Here is a 14900-nt window from a genome sequence, read left to right as displayed (position 1 = left end):
ATCAGGCCCGGTGGAATCACAATGTTGCGCCAGACGTGACAATGCTGCAGGCAATCCCCGATGGACCTCAACCTGATCCAGGCCTTCGTCGACATCGTCGATGCCGGCAACCTCGCCGAAGCCGGACGCCGGCGCGGCGTCACGCGCTCGCAGGTCAGCCGCCAGCTGCGCGAGCTGGAACACCAGGCCGGCGCGCAGTTGCTGCGCCGGACCACGCGCCGGCTCGAGCTGACCGAACCCGGCCATGCGCTGTACCAGCACGGCGTGCGCATCCTGCAGGAAGTGGCGTCGGCGCAGGCCGAGATCGACAGCCTGGGCAAGACCCTGCGCGGCCATGTGCGGGTCAGCGTGCCCACCGGGCTGGGCGACGCCTATATCGCGCCGCTGCTGCTGCAGTTCGCGCACAAGCATCCGGGCATCACCCTGCGCGTGTTCTTCGCCAACCGCGTCAACGACCTGATCGCGGCCGAGATCGACGTGGCGCTGAAGGTCACCTCGGCGCCACCGCTGGACCATGTCGCGCGTGAAATCTGCGATATCCGCTGGCAACTGTATGCATCGCCGCAATACCTCGCCAGCATTGCGCCGATACAGCTGCCGCCGGACCTGGCCGGCTGCAGCTTCCTGTGCCCGCCCTACCCGCCCCGCCAGTTCCCGCTGTCGCTGTACCGCGACGGCCAGCGCGTGGACGTGGCGCTGACGCCCACGCTGCAGTCCGAGCACTTCCTGTTCCTGGCGCGCGCCGTGCGCGAAGGCCATGGCATCGGCATGCTGCCGGTCTATATCGGCTGGGAAGAGGTGCGCGCCGGCCACCTGGTGCCGGTGCTGCCGGACTGGCGCCCGGAGGGGCTGGGCAACAAGCTCTTCATCATCACCACGCCCAACCTGCATCCGTCGATGGCCACGCGCGCGCTGATCGGCTTCCTGCGCGAGGAACTGGAGAAGCTCGAGGTATTCCGCGATGCGGTGAAGTAGCAGGCACCGCTGGCCGGTGAACGCACGCTTTTGACAGGCCATGGAAGCGGCCCGCCTGCAGACTTTCTGTTTGCAAGCTATGCTGCAGCCAGCTTGCAAAATGAAAGCAAGCAGCACACAACGGCGGAGACCATGCCCCCTACCGATTTCACCGCGATGCCCTGCCCCGTGGCCCGCTCGATGGCCGTGCTGGGCGAACGCTGGGCCATCCTCGTGCTGCGCGAGGCCTTCTACGGCAGCACCCGCTTCGACGAATTCGAACGCAACCTGGGCATCGCGCCCAACATCCTCAGCGCGCGCCTGAAGACGCTGGTGGCGCACGGGCTGCTGGCGCGCGTCATGCCCGAGGGCGGCGCGCGCCATGTCTACCAGCTGACCGACAAGGGCCGCGACTTCTTTCCGGCCTACGTCGCGCTCAAGGCGTGGGCCGACCGCTGGATGACCGACGACAAGGGACCGCTGACACTGCTGCAGGACCGCCGCACCGGCACCGAGATCGCCCAGCCGACCTTGACGCGCGCCGACGGCAGCGCGATCACGCTGGACGATGTGCGGGTGCTGCCGGGCCCGGGCGCCGGCCGCTTCCTGCGCCAGCGCTTCGGCGACAACGAGGCCGTCGCGGCCGGGCCGGAGCGCGGCCATGACTGACACGCGCGCCTTGCCTGCCGGCACCCTGCCCGCCGATGCGGTGCCGGCCATCGAACTCGCCCGCCGCATCGGCAAGCTGGCCGGGCCCACCGCGCTGATTGCCCTGCTGCAGGCGGTGGCGCAGCTGATCGAAACCTGGCTGGCGGCGCGCCAGGGCACCGCGGCGCTGGCCGGCTGGGCCGTGGTGCTGCCGTTCGCGCTGCTGCTGCAGCAGATGTCCACCGGGGCCATGGGCGGCGGCGTGGTCGCGGCCATCGCGCGCGCGCTGGGCGCCAACAAGCGTGACGATGCCTCGGCGCTGGTGATGCATGCGCTGTGGATCGCCGTGATCGCCGGCCTGGCGTTCGCCGTGGCGCTGGCCGGGTTCCCGCGCGCGGTGCTGGGCGCGGTGGCCGGCGCCACCGCCGCCGAAGCGGCCGCCACCTATGCGATCTGGCTGTTCGGCGCGGGCGCGATCCCGGCCTGGCTGGCCAACACGCTGGCGTCGGTGCTGCGCGGCGGCGGCCGCCATGCACTGGCGGCGCGCGTGCTGGCGCTGATGTGGATCGCGTTCCCGGCGCTGTCGTGGCTGCTGGCCGAGCCCGCCGGCATGGGCCTGGCCGGCATCGGCGCGGCGCTGGCGGCGGTGTCGTGGGCCGCGGCGCTGGCGATGGCGATCGTGGTGGCGCGCGGCGGCGCGGGCTTCGTGCCGGTGCTGCGGGTGCGGCTGTCGTGGCCGCTGTTCGCGCGCATCCTGTCGGTGGGACTGGTGGCGTGCGCGCTGGCCTCGGTGGCTAACCTGACCACTATCCTGGTCACCGCGCAGCTGCGCCACCATGGTACCGCCGCGGTGGCGGCCTACGGCATTTCGGCGCGGCTGGAATTCCTGATGATCCCGCTTGCGTTCGGCGTGGGCTCGGCGCTGACGGCGCTGGTCGGCCGCGCGGTGGGCGCGGGCGACTGGCAGACGGCGCGGCGCACGGCATGGGTGGGCGCGCTGCTGGCGCTGGCCATCGCCGGCACCGCGGGCGCCGCCGTCGGCCTGGCGCCGGTGCGCTTTGCCAGCCTGTTCACCCATGATCCGGAAGTGATCGCCATCGCCGCGCGCGCGCTGTCATGGGTCGGGCCGGCATTTGGCGGCTTCGGGCTCGGCATGGCGCTGTACTTCGCCTCGATGGGCGCGGGCCGCATGCGCTGGCCGGTGGCGGCCGGGCTATGCCGGATCGCGCTGGCCGCCGGCGGCGGCTGGCTGCTGGCCAATGTGTTCGGCATGGGCCTGGACGGGCATTTCCTGGGCGTGGCGCTGGGGATCACGGCCTATGGCGTGGTCACGGCGCTGGGGGTGAGGCCGGGGGAATGGTCGGCGCGGTAATGCGCTCGACGACCGCTGGTTTGCTTCCCTCTCCCGCTTCACGGGAGAGGGAGCATGTACGCGGGTGGTTGGCGAGTTCCGGCGACAGAGGCACGTACAGGCAGGAGGCTATTCCTACCTTGCCAACACCTTCGCATCCCCCTGCATGCCCGCCTCGCGCACAGCCTGCGGCACCGACGGCCAGCCGCCGCCCAGCGACTTGTACAGCGCCGCGGTGCTGGTCAGCGTGTCCACCTGGCCCTGGATCACCGCCAGTTGTGCGTTGAACAGCTTCTCGCGGGCATTGGTCACTTCAAGGTAGCTCGAATAGCCCCCCTCATAGCGCGCGAAGGCCTGGTCCGCATAGATGGTCAGGCTCTTTTCCTGCTCGCGCAGGCTGCCAAGGCGGGTGCGCGTCTCGGTGCCGTTGGCCAGCGCGGTGTTGACGTCGGCCAGTGCCTCCAGCACCGTGCGCTGATAGGCCAGCATGGCCTGGTCGCGCTGCGCCGATGACGTCTGCACCTGCCCGCGGATGGCGCCGCCCTGGAAGATCGGCTGGGCCAGGCCGGCGCCAAACCCCCACACCTGCGAGGCGCTGTGCCACAGCGCTCCTGGCGTGCTGGCGATGGCGCCGAACAAGCCGCTCAGGTTGACCGCCGGCAGGTACAGTGCCTGCGCCGCGCCAAGTTGCGCGTTTGCCGCGATGGCCGACTGCTCGGCCTGCAGCACGTCCGGACGCCGCGACAGCAGCGCGGCGGGCATGTCGGCGCCGATGGACGGCGCCTGCAAGGCTGTCACCGCCTTGCCGCGTTCGACCGGCCCGGGCTCGCGCCCCAGCAGCACGGACAGTGCGTTCTCGGTCTGCGCAATGGCGGTGCGCAGCGGCGGGATGGTGGCCTCGGCCACGTAGAAATCGTTCTCCGCCTGCGCCAGTTCCATCTGGGAAATGACACCGCCCTCGTACCGCTGCCTGAAAATGTCCAGCCCGTCGCCGCGCGAAGCCAGGGTCTGCTTTGCGATATCGAGTTGCGCATCGAGCCCCCGCAACGTCGCATAGCCCTGGACCACCGACGCCGCCAGCGACAGCACCACGCCGCGGCGGGCGTATTCCGCGTTCCACAGGCCGGCCTCGGCCGCCTCGGCCTGGCGGCGGATGCGTCCCCACAGGTCCAGTTCCCAGCTCGCGTTGGCCAGCAGCTGGTAGGCGTTGCGCGGGCTGTCGAGCCCGGCGAAGGGCGTGCCGTTGAACGTGCCCAGGCGCTGGCGCGCGGCCGACGCCGACAGGTTCAGCTGCGGAAAGAAGCCCGAGCGCGCCACCATCAGCTGGCCGCGGAATTCGTCGATGCGCGCCGCCGCAATGCGCACGTCAAAGTTGCTGGCAAGCGCCTCGTCCACCAGCGCGGTGAGCACCGGATCGTTGAACTGGTTCCACCAGTCGCTGTCGGCGGCTATCGCCAGCGGGCCGGTGTCGATGCGGTACTGGGCCACTTCCGGCGTCGCCGGCCGCTGGTAATCAGGGCCGATGGCGCAGCCGCCCAGCGCGGCCACCGCGCAGGCTCCCAGCAACCAGGCACGCGCGCTCATGATGGTTCTCCGGCCGATGGCCTGGCCTGGGGCGAGCCGTCGCCCGCGGTCGGCGCCGCACCGCCCGCCGCCTTTTCCCGGGGCTTGCGCTCGGCCAGCACCTCCAGCCCCCAGAAGAACATCGGGATAAAGAACAGCGCAATCACCGTGGCGCCGAGCATGCCGCCGATCACGCCCGTGCCCAGCGATTGCCGGCTCGCCGCCGAGGCGCCGCTGGCGATGGCGAGCGGCACGCAGCCCAGGATAAAGGCCAGCGAGGTCATGATGATCGGCCGCAGGCGCAGCTTGGCGGCGTGAATGGCCGCGTCATAGGCGCTGAGGCCCTCCTTCTGCCGCATTTCCACGGCGAACTCGAAGATCAGGATGGCATTCTTGGCCGCCAGCGCGATCAGCACGGTCAGGCCGATCTGGAAATAGACATCGTTGAGCATGCCGCGCATCAGGATGGCGAGCAAGGCGCCAAACAGGGCGAACGGCACCGCCAGCAGCACGCCGAGCGGCAACGACCATTTCTCGTACTGCGCCGCCAGGATCAGGAACACCATCAGCAAGGCAAAGGCGAAGACATAGACCGCCGTGGAGCCAGCGGTTTTTTCCTCATAGGCCTGCCCGCTCCAGGAATAGGCGTAGCCGATGCCGAGCACCTCCTGCGCGGTTTCCTCCATGGCCGCGATGGCCTGCCCCGAGCTGTAGCCCGGCGCGGCGTCGCCCATGATCTTGGCCGCGGGGAAGTTGTTGAAGCGCGTGACGATGTCGGCGCCCGGGACGTACTTCGTGGTGGTCACCGCCTTGATCGGCACCATCTCGCCCTTGTGGTTGCGCACATAGACATTGTCGAGGTCTTCGGGACGCGAGCGGTACTTGGGCTCGGCCTGCAGGATCACCTGGAACAGCCGGCTGTTCTTCGGGAACTGGCTTACGTACAGCGAACCGAACATGGTCTGCAGCGCGGAGTACACCGCCTCGACCGGCACACCCTGCGTTTCCGAGCGCTCCCGGTCTACCTCCACCATGAACTGGCGCGAGCGCGAATTGATGGTGGAGTTGACGCCCGTCAGCTCCGGCCGCTGGCGCGCCCTGGCAATAAACTGGTGCACCTTCTCCTCGAGCTGCTGGTAGGTACCGTCCGCCGTGCTCTGCAGCCAGAACTCGAAGCCGCCCGTGGTCCCCAGGCCCGGGATCGAAGGCGGGTTGATGGGAATGACCGCGCCGTCCTGGTATGTGGAGAACTCTTTCTTGGCCTTGAGGATCAGGTCCTCGGCGCTCTCGCCCTCGCCGCGCTCATCGAAGCCCTTGAGCGTGACGAACAGGGTGCCCGCATTGGCCTTGTTCTGGGAGTCGATCAGGCTGTAGCCATCCACCGTTGCCACCGAGGACACGCCGGGCTGCCTGGCCAGCCATGTTTCCGCGCGCGACGACAGGTTGCCGGTGCGGTCCAGGCTGGCGGCATCCGGCATCACCACGGCCCCGAACAGGTAGCCCTGGTCCTCCACCGGCAGGAACGATCCCGGAATACGCATGAACATCAGCACGCTGACGGCGACCATCGCAAGGATGATCGCAATCGACATCGCGGTACGCTTGACGACCACCTGCAGCGACCTGTCATAGCCGGCCACCAGCCGGTCGAAGGAATCGTTGAACCAGGTGAAGAAGCGGTTCTTCTTGTGTTCGCCGGGCTTGAGCAGGATGGCCGCCAGCGCCGGCGACAGCGTCAGCGCCACCACGCCCGAGAGCACCACCGACACCGCGATCGTGATGGCGAACTGCTTGTAGAGCTGGCCGGTAATGCCGGACAGGAAGGCCACGGGAATGAACACGGCCAGCAGCACCAGCACGATCGCGACCACCGGGCCGCTGACCTCGTCCATGGCCTTCTTGGCAGCCTCCTTGGGTGGCAGCTTGAACTCGACCATGTTGCGCTCGACGTTCTCGATCACCACGATGGCATCGTCCACGACGATGCCGATCGCTAACACCATGCCAAACAAGGTCAGCATGTTCACCGAGAAGCCGAATGCGCTCATGCCGACAAAGGCGCCGATAATCGACACCGGCACGGCAAGGATCGGCACCAGCGTGGCGCGAAAACTCTGCAGGAACAGGTAGACCACCAGGATCACCAGGATCACGGCGTCGCGCAGCGTATGCACCACCTCGTCGATCGACTCCTGCACGAAGGTGGTGGTGTCCAGCGCGATGTCGTATTCCAGCCCGGGCGGGAAACTCTTCTTCAGTTCCGCCAGCGTGGCGCGCACCTGCCTGGAAACATCCAGCGCGTTGGCGCCCGGCTGCTGGTAGACCGCCATCAGCGTGGCCGTCTTGCCCTTGTAGCGGCTGCGCAGCGAGTAGTCCTTGGAGCCAAGTTCGGCGTGCCCGATGTCCTTGAGGCGCACCAGCGCGACGTCGCCGGACTGCGCGCGCAGGATCATGTTGTCGAACTCGGCCGGCTCTGTCATGCGGCCTTTGGTGGCGATCGGAAAGGTCAGCTGGACAGCGCCGTCGGTGGGTGACTGGCCGATGCGGCCGGCCGAGAACTGCTGGTTCTGGTTGGCCACCGCGTTCTTCACATCCTCGGTGGTGATGCCCAGCGACGCCATGCGGTCCGGCTTCAGCCAGATGCGCATGGCGTAGTCCGGACTGCCGAAGATGGAGGACTGGTTGGCGCCCGGAATGCGCTTGAGCGCATCCAGCACGTAGATGTTGGCGTAGTTGCCGACAAAGGTCTGGTCGTAGCTGGCGTCCGGCGAGTAGATGGCGATCACCATCATGAACGCCGACGAACGCTTCTGCACCGACACGCCCTGCGAGGTCACGGCCTCCGGCAGCGTGGGCAGCGCCAGGTTGACGCGGTTCTGCACGTCGACCTGCGCCAGCTCCGGATCGGTGCCGATCTCGAAGTAAGTCGTCAGCGTCAGGTCGCCCGTCGATGAACTGGTCGAGTTCATGTACATCATCCGGTCCGCGCCGTTGACCTGCTGCTCGATCGGCGCGGCGACGTTCTGCGCCACCACTTCCGCGCTGGCGCCCGGGTACCTGGTGGTGACGGTGATCGACGGCGGCGTGATGTCCGGGAACTGGGCGATCGGCAGCTTGGTCAGCGCCACCAGCCCGCCCACGGTGATGACAATGGAGACGACCGACGCAAAGATCGGGCGGTCAATAAAAAAATGGGCAAGCTTCATGGCTTGCCTCCCGCCGTGGCGACGCCGGACGCCGGCGGCGGCGCGGGTGCGGCCGCCACGCCGCTGGCTGCGGCGGGCGCGGCGCCAGGCCCGGCCTGCACCGCCTTGACAGGCACCCCGGGGGCCAGCCGCAGCGTGCCGCTCACGGCGACCCGTTCACCCGGCTTCAGCCCGGATCGCACCACCCAGTTGTCGCCGGTCCACTCGCCCACGTCCACTACCCGCTGCTGCGCCTTGTTGTCAGGGCCGACCACCCAGACCGCCTGGCCGCGCTGGGTCTGCACGATCGCTTCCTGGGGCACGGCGATGGCCTTGGCGCGCTTCGCGCCATGTACCTTCACGCGCACGAACTGGCCGGGCCGCAGCACGCCTTCCGGGTTGGAGACCTCGGCGCGGACCAGGTAGGTGCCGGTATCCGCGCTGAACGACGCGTCGGCAAAGGCGATGCGCCCGTGGTTGGGGAATGACTTGCCGTCCGCCAGCACGACCACCACATCGAACGCATCCTGCTCCGGGAACTTGATGGCGCCCGATTCGCGCTCGGTGCGCATCTTCAGCACTTCGTTCTCGGACAGGCTGAAATTGACCCACATCGGATCCAGCTTGGCCACATAGGTAAGCAGGCTGTTGGAGGTGTCGATATAAGAGCCGGCCTGCCGCTTGGCAAAGCTGGACAGCCCTGCCACCGGCGACTTGATCGTCGTATAGCCCAGGTTGAGCCTCGCACTGATCACGTTGGCGCGTGCCCCTTCCACCGCGGCAGCCGCGGCCTGGGCCTTGCCGGTGGCGTCATCGAGGTCGCGCTGGCTGAGGGCGTTGCGCTCGGCCAGCGGGCGCACGCGCTTGAGGTCTGCCTGGGCCGTGACCAGGCGCGCCTGCTGCTGCGCCAGCTCTGCCTCCGCGGCCTGCAGGGTCGCCTCGAATGGCTTGCGATCCATCAGAAACAGGGTCTCGCCGGCCTTGACCAGTGCGCCCTCGGTATAGACGCGCTTGTCCAGGAAGCCATTCACCCGCGCCCGGATCTCCACCTGCTGCGAGCTCTGCGTCTGTCCGACAAAGTCGAAGACGATCGGCACATCGCGCAGCGCCACCGTCATGACGCCTACCTCGGCCACGGGCGGCGCGGCCGGCGCGGCTTTCTCCTTGCCGCACCCGGCCAGCGCCAGGACAGGAAGCAGCCATAGCGCGCCGCGCCAGTTGAACACGCTTTTCACGGGACTCCCCCACCAGAAATTGACTGCGTTGCCATGGCGCGGCCAAAGCGACCGGGGCCGCAGCGGCCCGGCCGCCGGGTGCACCGTTCCCCACCCTGTACTCCGGCAGAGTAAGGCCGGGCCCAGGCAGCGCCAATTCAATCTTTCTTGCGCGCGTATTAACTCCTTTCGAGTCGCGTCACGCGCGCATGCCCCCTTGTTCCGCGCCTGCCGTACCGTTTGCGCGCAGCGCGCGCCGCAGCACGATCAGCGCCGGAATCCGCCATGGAAGCCACCGCCACGCAGGCCCCGGCCGCCGAATCCTCCACCCATGCCGCCGCGCCCTTGCCACTGCTGCGCGACACCGCTGAAGCGCTGCTGCCCCAGCTCGCGCGCCTGGCGCTGCTGGTCCAGCCGGCCGGTGACCTCGTTGCCGGCCTGTACCGGCTCCCAGCCGCCGGGGGTGTGCTTTTGCCAGCCGTTGTCGGTGTGCTGGTACACGGAGCCATCGTGGCCGGCATATACGTTGCCGTTGTTCCACACCACCGCGTTGTCCTTGCCCGGGTTGGCGACGAAGCCGCGGCTGCCGGCAGTGTGCTGGCCGGTCTGCGTATTGCCGGCAATGCCGGCCTCGGCCGCGCCGACGCGGCCGGTCTGGGCGTCGTAGCCTGCCACCTGGCGTCCCGCCGCGTAGTCGCCGGTGTAGGTGTTGCCGGCAACGCCGCCGCGCGCCGCGCCTTCGCGGCCGGTCGACGGGTTGGCAAAGGCACCCTGGTGGCCGGCCGCATAGTTGCCGGAATAGGGATTGAACGCGGCGCCGCGGCTGCCCTGGTAGCGCGCGCCGGTGGCCGGGTTGTAGCCGGCGCCCGCGGTGCCGCGCCATTCGGTGCCGGTCCAGGCGTTCCAGCCCTGCGCGTGGGTGACCGTGCCCTGGCCCCAGCGGCCGTAGAAGTTGGCCTGGTTCACGTTGACGTAGTTCCAGTTGTACGGGCCGCCCCACCAGTACGGGCCCCAGTAAGGCGACGCCGCGCCCCAGAACGCGCCCGCGGCGAAGCCGAAGGCAAAGCCCTCGGCCACGCCGATGCCGAAGCCGGCGCCGTAGCCATAGGTGGCCGGATAGCCGTAGTAGACCGCGCCCACGTAGGGCGGATAGACATAGCCCGTGCCGTAGACCACGGTGCCGTCGGCGCTCACCACCACGCCCATGTAGCCGGGGGTGTAGCCCACCACCACGGTCTGCGGCGTGACCGCGTAGATGCGCACGTAGGTGACGTAGTACACCGGCGAAGTCGGCGGGATGGTATAGATCGCCGACGGCACTTCGGTCGCGACCTGCCACGGGCCGGCGGGCGCCGGCGCGGTGAACCAGACGCCGTTGGCCACCGCGTAGTAGTGGCTGCCGTCGACCTCGATCACCGGCGTGCCCGTATTGACCGCGTAGCTGAGCGAAGTGCCGGTGATCGGCACGAAACGCGGCGCGCCGTCATACGCCACCGTCAGGCCCGCCTTGGTGCGCGACACCGTGGCGGTCTGCGGGATGGTGGCGGCGATCTCGGCCTCGCGCGCCTGCGGCGTGCCCGGCACAGAGACCAGCACATTGGCCTTGGGATCGGTGGGCGGGATGCGGGCAAAGTCCGCCGGCAGCCGGCTGCCCGGCACGTACTGCCATGGGCCGGTCAGCATCGGCGCGCGGAACCAGCGCCCCGAGACCAGCACGTAATACTGGTTGGCGGCCGGATCGACGAAGACCGCGTGGTCGGCGTTGGCCATGGTCAGCAGGCCGACCCCGCTGACCGGCGCCATCTGCGGCGCGCCGCTGGTCACCACCAACTCGGTCGGCTGCGTGGCGAAGAGGATGGCCGGGGCGCGGGCCGGGCGCTTGCCGTCTGCGGGCAGCATCGCATCGGGCTTGATGCCGGCCGCGGCCTTGCCGGCCGCACTCTCGAGCGCCCTGGGCACGGTGGTCATGACCTCCCACGCGCCGCCGGCGGACTCCGAGCGATACCAGTAGCCGGCCGCCTTCAGGAACAGCTCGCCGCCGGGCGCGCGCAGCAGCAGTGCGCGGCTGTTCAGCGCGCGTTCGTACGACGTTCCCGGCACGGCGCGCCAGGCGGGCTCGCCGTCGACCAGCACCAGCAGCGTGGGCGTGGTCGCAAACAGGATCTGCGGCGTGTCGTTGCGCACCGCGACGCGGCCGGCTTTCGCCAGTTGCTGCGATACCGCATAGCTGGCCTGAAGCTGGTCCAGCGGCACCGTCAGCCCGTTGGCCGGCAGGCGCGACACCAGCGCCTGGCGCACGCGGTCGGCGGCATCGGGCCGGGTCGGCACCTCGACGCTGTCGACCGTGATGCCGGTCAGCTGCACCAGCCCGGAAGGCTTGTCGATATCGCCGGTGGCCGAGAAGTGGACCACGCCGTAGGTCGGCGCGCCCGCCTTGTCGCCCAGCGCCACCGCGGCGCGCCCGGACAGGCGGTTGCCCTCCCAGGTCTCGATCTGGGGCTGGTACAGCTCGACATGGTCGGTGGCCGCATCAAAGTTGCGCGGCCAGGTCAGGGAGGCCGCGCCCGCGGCTACCGACGACGACCTGGGCGACGTGGCGGCCTGCGCGACGAGCGGGGCCAGCGCCAGCCAGGCCGCCGCGATCAGCACGCTGGTCTGCTTTATCCGAAACGACATGGGTTTCTCCGGGAGGGCGCCGCCTGCCGGCTGCCGGCACGCGCGGGCAGGATGCTGCACAACAGGCGGCCCATTGCGCGAATCTAGAGTAGCGCGCCGACACGAACAATCTGATTCGAAAACATTCAGGATCCGCCAGAAAAAAGACAGATCGGCGGCACGAGCCCGGACCGCCGCGTTGCTGCACCGGGCGGCCCCGGAGCGCGAGCCAGGCCGGCCGGCGGGTGCGCATCTTGCATGGCCTGCGCGCGCCGCCGCGGCCCTTGAAGCCGCCCGGCGCGGCCTCATCTCTGAACATTCCACCCCGGGCCCGCCCATGCCTCCACGCACCACCATCCTGACCGCGGCGTTCATCACGGCCCTGCTGCACGGCTATATCGCGCTGCGCCTGCTGCCGGCGCTGCCGGTCCCGATGGCGGTCAAGGCGCTGGCGCTGGCCTGGCTGGCGCTGTCCTGCGCGCTGCTGCCGGCGGGACTGCTGGCGCGGCGCGTCAGCCAGCCCTGGTCGGACCTGGTGTCCTGGATCGGCATGCTCGCCATGGGATTCTTCTCATCGCTGCTGGTGCTGACACTGGTCCGCGACGTGGCCCTCGCCGCCGCCTGGCTGGCCGGGCAACTGCTGGGCTGGCGCGCGCCCGGCCTGGCCGCCGGCAGCGCCGTGGCGGTGCCGCTGCTGGCCTTGCTGGTGACGCTGGCGGGTTACGTCAACGCGCGCCGGCTGGCGCGCGTGGTCGAAGTCGACGTGCCGGTGCGCGGCCTGCCGGAGGCGCTGCACGGCTTCACCATCGCCCAGATCAGCGACATCCATGTCGGCCCGACCATCAAGCGGCCCTACCTGGACCGCATCGTCGATCGCGTCAACAGCCTGCAGGCCGATGCCGTCGCCATTACCGGCGACCTGGTCGACGGCACCGTGCGCGAACTCTCAGCGCACACCGCGCCGCTGGCCCGGCTGCGGGCGCGCCACGGCACCTACTTTGTCACCGGCAACCACGAGTACTACTCCGGCGCACAGCCGTGGATCGACGAACTGCGCCGCCTGGGCGTGCGCGTGCTGATGAACGAGCACGTGGTGCTGCAGCATGACGGCGACGCGCTGGTGCTGGGCGGCGTCACCGACTACTCCGCCGGCCGCTTCCACGAAAGCCACCGCAGCGACCCGCAGCGCGCCATCGCCGGCGCCCCCGCCGACGCCGGCGTGCGCGTGCTGCTGGCGCACCAGCCACGCACCGCGCCCGCGGCGGCGCAAGCCGGTTTCGACCTGCAGCTGTCGGGCCATACCCATGGCGGCCAGTTCTGGCCGTGGAACCTGTTCGTGCCGATGCAGCAGCCGTACACCGCGGGCCTGGTGCGGCATGGATCGCTGTGGATCTATATCAGCCGGGGTACCGGCTATTGGGGCCCGCCGAAGCGGTTCGGGGCGCCGTCGGAGATTACGCGGGTGAGGCTGGTGCGAGCCAACTAGGACACTGCCGCAGGAGACGAAGCCTTTGCGCGCGGTCAGTGCGCAGCAAAAAGCCCCGCTCTATTGAGTCGGGGCTTTTGCTTTGCTTGAAGCGGAGTGCTTATCGCTACCGGCGGGTGCTTTACCGCACGATCGGCTTGTACCGGATGCGCTTAGGCTTGGCCCCTTCCTCGCCCAGCCGCTTCTTCTTGTCGGCCTCGTATTCCTGGTAGTTGCCCGGGAAGAACTCCACATGCGAGTCGCCCTCGAACGCCAGGATGTGCGTGGCGATCCGGTCCAGGAACCAGCGGTCGTGCGAGATCACCATCACGCAGCCGGCGAACTCCAGCAGCGCGTCTTCCAGCGCGCGCAGCGTTTCCACGTCGAGGTCATTGGACGGTTCGTCCAGCAGCAGCACGTTGCCGCCGGCAATCAGCGTCTTGGCCATGTGCAGGCGGCCGCGTTCGCCGCCCGACAGCGTGCCGACCTGCTTCTGCTGGTCGCCGCCCTTGAAGTTGAAGCGGCCGATATAGGCGCGCGACGGGGTTTCGTAGCGGCCCACGGTGAGCACGTCGGCGCCGCCCGAGATTTCCTCGAACACGGTCTTGGTGCCGTCGAGCGCGTCGCGGCTCTGGTCGACGAAGGCCATCTTCACGGTCGGCCCGATCTTGATCTCGCCGCTGTCCGGCTGTTCCTTGCCGGTCAGCATCTTGAAGAAGGTCGACTTGCCGGCGCCGTTCGGGCCGATGATGCCGACAATGGCGCCCGGCGGCACCTTGAAGCTCAGGTTCTCGATCAGCATGCGGTCGCCGAAGCCCTTGCTGACGTTGTCGAACTCGATCACTTCATTGCCCAGGCGCTCGCCCACCGGGATGAAGATTTCCTGGGTTTCGTTGCGCTTCTGGTATTCCTGGCTGTTCAGCTCGTCGAAGCGGGCCAGGCGCGCCTTGGACTTGGCCTGGCGGCCCTTGGGGTTCTGGCGCACCCACTCCAGTTCCTTGTGCAGCGCCTTCTGGCGCGCCGACTCGCTGGCTTCTTCCTGCTTCAGGCGCGCTTCCTTCTGGTCCAGCCACGAGCTGTAGTTGCCCTTCCAGGGGATGCCGTGGCCGCGGTCCAGTTCCAGGATCCACTCGGCGGCGTTGTCGAGGAAGTAGCGGTCGTGGGTCACGGCCACCACGGTGCCGGGGAAGCGCGTCAGGAACTGCTCCAGCCAGTCGACCGATTCGGCATCCAGGTGGTTGGTCGGTTCGTCGAGCAGCAGCATGTCGGGGCGCGACAGCAGCAGGCGGCACAGCGCCACGCGGCGCTTTTCACCGCCGGACAGGTGTTCGATCTTGGCGTCCCACGGCGGCAGGCGCAGCGCGTCGGCGGCGATTTCGAGCTGCAGTTCGACGTTGTTGCCGTCGCTGGCGGCCAGGATGGCTTCGTACTTGGCCTGGTCGGCGGCGAGCGCGTCGAAGTCGGCGTCCGGCTCGGCGTACGCGGCGTAGATTTCATCGAGCTTCTTGCGCGCCTCGAACACGCCGCCCAGCGCTTCTTCCACCGACTCGCGCACGGTCTGCTCGGGGTTGAGCTGCGGCTCCTGCGGCAGGTAGCCGATGTTCAGGTTCGGCATCGGCGTGGCCTCGCCCTCGATCTCCTTGTCGAGGCCGGCCATGATCTTGAGCAGCGTGGACTTGCCCGAGCCGTTCAGGCCGAGCACGCCGATCTTGGCGCCCGGGAAGAACGACAGCGAGATGTCCTTCAGGATGTGACGCTTGGGCGGAACGATCTTGCCCACGCGGTTCATGGTGAAAACGTACTGTGCCATGGGTGCGTGCTAGTGATGGTGCTGGAATAGGTGCGGGAATGGCGGAGTGTATCAG

At 68.9% G+C, this 14900-nt stretch carries 9 protein-coding genes; 4 read left to right on the top strand and 5 right to left on the bottom strand.

Going from position 1 to position 14900, the window contains the following annotated elements; genetic code table 11:
• Positions 1 to 60 precede the first annotated feature (60 nt).
• The 3 genes from A3AG_RS0109885 (at position 61) to A3AG_RS0109875 (ending at position 2974) form a co-directional block, all read left to right on the top strand.
• The gene (locus A3AG_RS0109885) at positions 61 to 975 is read left to right on the top strand and encodes a LysR family transcriptional regulator (RefSeq protein ID WP_018005237.1); all 915 of its coding nucleotides are present in this window, start codon (positions 61 to 63) and stop codon (positions 973 to 975) included.
• Between the two features lie 132 nt (positions 976 to 1107).
• Positions 1108 to 1623 (top strand): winged helix-turn-helix transcriptional regulator, encoded by a 516-nt coding sequence (locus tag A3AG_RS0109880; protein WP_018005236.1) that lies wholly within the window; start codon positions 1108 to 1110, stop codon positions 1621 to 1623.
• Positions 1616 to 2974, top strand: coding sequence for an MATE family efflux transporter (locus tag A3AG_RS0109875; protein WP_018005235.1), 1359 nt, complete (start codon positions 1616 to 1618; stop codon positions 2972 to 2974). Before A3AG_RS0109880 ends, A3AG_RS0109875 begins: the two co-directional genes overlap by 8 nt.
• 114 nt (positions 2975 to 3088) lie before the next feature.
• Here the strand turns inward: A3AG_RS0109875 and A3AG_RS0109870 are convergent, their stop codons facing one another.
• The 4 genes from A3AG_RS0109870 to A3AG_RS0109855 form a co-directional block, all read right to left on the bottom strand.
• The gene (locus A3AG_RS0109870) at positions 3089 to 4537 is read right to left on the bottom strand and encodes an efflux transporter outer membrane subunit (protein ID WP_018005234.1); all 1449 of its coding nucleotides are present in this window, start codon (positions 4535 to 4537) and stop codon (positions 3089 to 3091) included.
• Positions 4534 to 7722, bottom strand: a complete 3189-nt coding sequence (locus A3AG_RS0109865) for an efflux RND transporter permease subunit (protein ID WP_018005233.1) — start codon at positions 7720 to 7722, stop codon at positions 4534 to 4536. The genes A3AG_RS0109870 and A3AG_RS0109865 overlap by 4 nt, the downstream gene beginning before the upstream one ends.
• Positions 7719 to 8936, bottom strand: coding sequence for an efflux RND transporter periplasmic adaptor subunit (locus A3AG_RS0109860; RefSeq protein WP_018005232.1), 1218 nt, complete (start codon positions 8934 to 8936; stop codon positions 7719 to 7721). The genes A3AG_RS0109865 and A3AG_RS0109860 overlap by 4 nt, the downstream gene beginning before the upstream one ends.
• 246 nt (positions 8937 to 9182) lie before the next feature.
• The gene (locus A3AG_RS0109855; protein ID WP_018005231.1) at positions 9183 to 11591 is read right to left on the bottom strand and encodes a carbohydrate-binding protein; all 2409 of its coding nucleotides are present in this window, start codon (positions 11589 to 11591) and stop codon (positions 9183 to 9185) included.
• A 316-nt stretch (positions 11592 to 11907) separates the two neighbouring features.
• Here A3AG_RS0109855 and A3AG_RS0109850 point away from each other — a divergent pair, with 316 nt between their 5' ends.
• Positions 11908 to 13056: a metallophosphoesterase gene (locus A3AG_RS0109850; RefSeq protein WP_018005230.1), complete on the top strand. Its 1149-nt coding sequence runs from the start codon at positions 11908 to 11910 to the stop codon at positions 13054 to 13056.
• A 121-nt stretch (positions 13057 to 13177) separates the two neighbouring features.
• On the opposite strand, the gene ettA is transcribed toward A3AG_RS0109850, so the two are convergent.
• Positions 13178 to 14845, bottom strand: coding sequence for an energy-dependent translational throttle protein EttA (ettA, locus tag A3AG_RS0109845; RefSeq protein WP_018005229.1), 1668 nt, complete (start codon positions 14843 to 14845; stop codon positions 13178 to 13180).
• Positions 14846 to 14900 lie beyond the last annotated feature (55 nt).

Source organism: Cupriavidus neocaledonicus, assembly GCF_000372525.1.
Lineage (GTDB): Bacteria > Pseudomonadota > Gammaproteobacteria > Burkholderiales > Burkholderiaceae > Cupriavidus > Cupriavidus neocaledonicus.
Note: the sequence above shows the minus strand (reverse complement) of the source record. Positions and strands in the feature narration are given on the sequence as shown.

Coding starts and splice junctions, on each gene's coding strand:
- A3AG_RS0109885 (WP_018005237.1), top strand. CDS start 61: ATGGACCTCAACCTGATCCAGGCCTTCGTCGACATCGTCGATGCCGGC.
- A3AG_RS0109880 (WP_018005236.1), top strand. CDS start 1,108: ATGCCCCCTACCGATTTCACCGCGATGCCCTGCCCCGTGGCCCGCTCG.
- A3AG_RS0109875 (WP_018005235.1), top strand. CDS start 1,616: ATGACTGACACGCGCGCCTTGCCTGCCGGCACCCTGCCCGCCGATGCG.
- A3AG_RS0109870 (WP_018005234.1), bottom strand. CDS start 4,537: ATGAGCGCGCGTGCCTGGTTGCTGGGAGCCTGCGCGGTGGCCGCGCTG.
- A3AG_RS0109865 (WP_018005233.1), bottom strand. CDS start 7,722: ATGAAGCTTGCCCATTTTTTTATTGACCGCCCGATCTTTGCGTCGGTC.
- A3AG_RS0109855 (WP_018005231.1), bottom strand. CDS start 11,591: ATGTCGTTTCGGATAAAGCAGACCAGCGTGCTGATCGCGGCGGCCTGG.
- A3AG_RS0109850 (WP_018005230.1), top strand. CDS start 11,908: ATGCCTCCACGCACCACCATCCTGACCGCGGCGTTCATCACGGCCCTG.
- ettA (WP_018005229.1), bottom strand. CDS start 14,845: ATGGCACAGTACGTTTTCACCATGAACCGCGTGGGCAAGATCGTTCCG.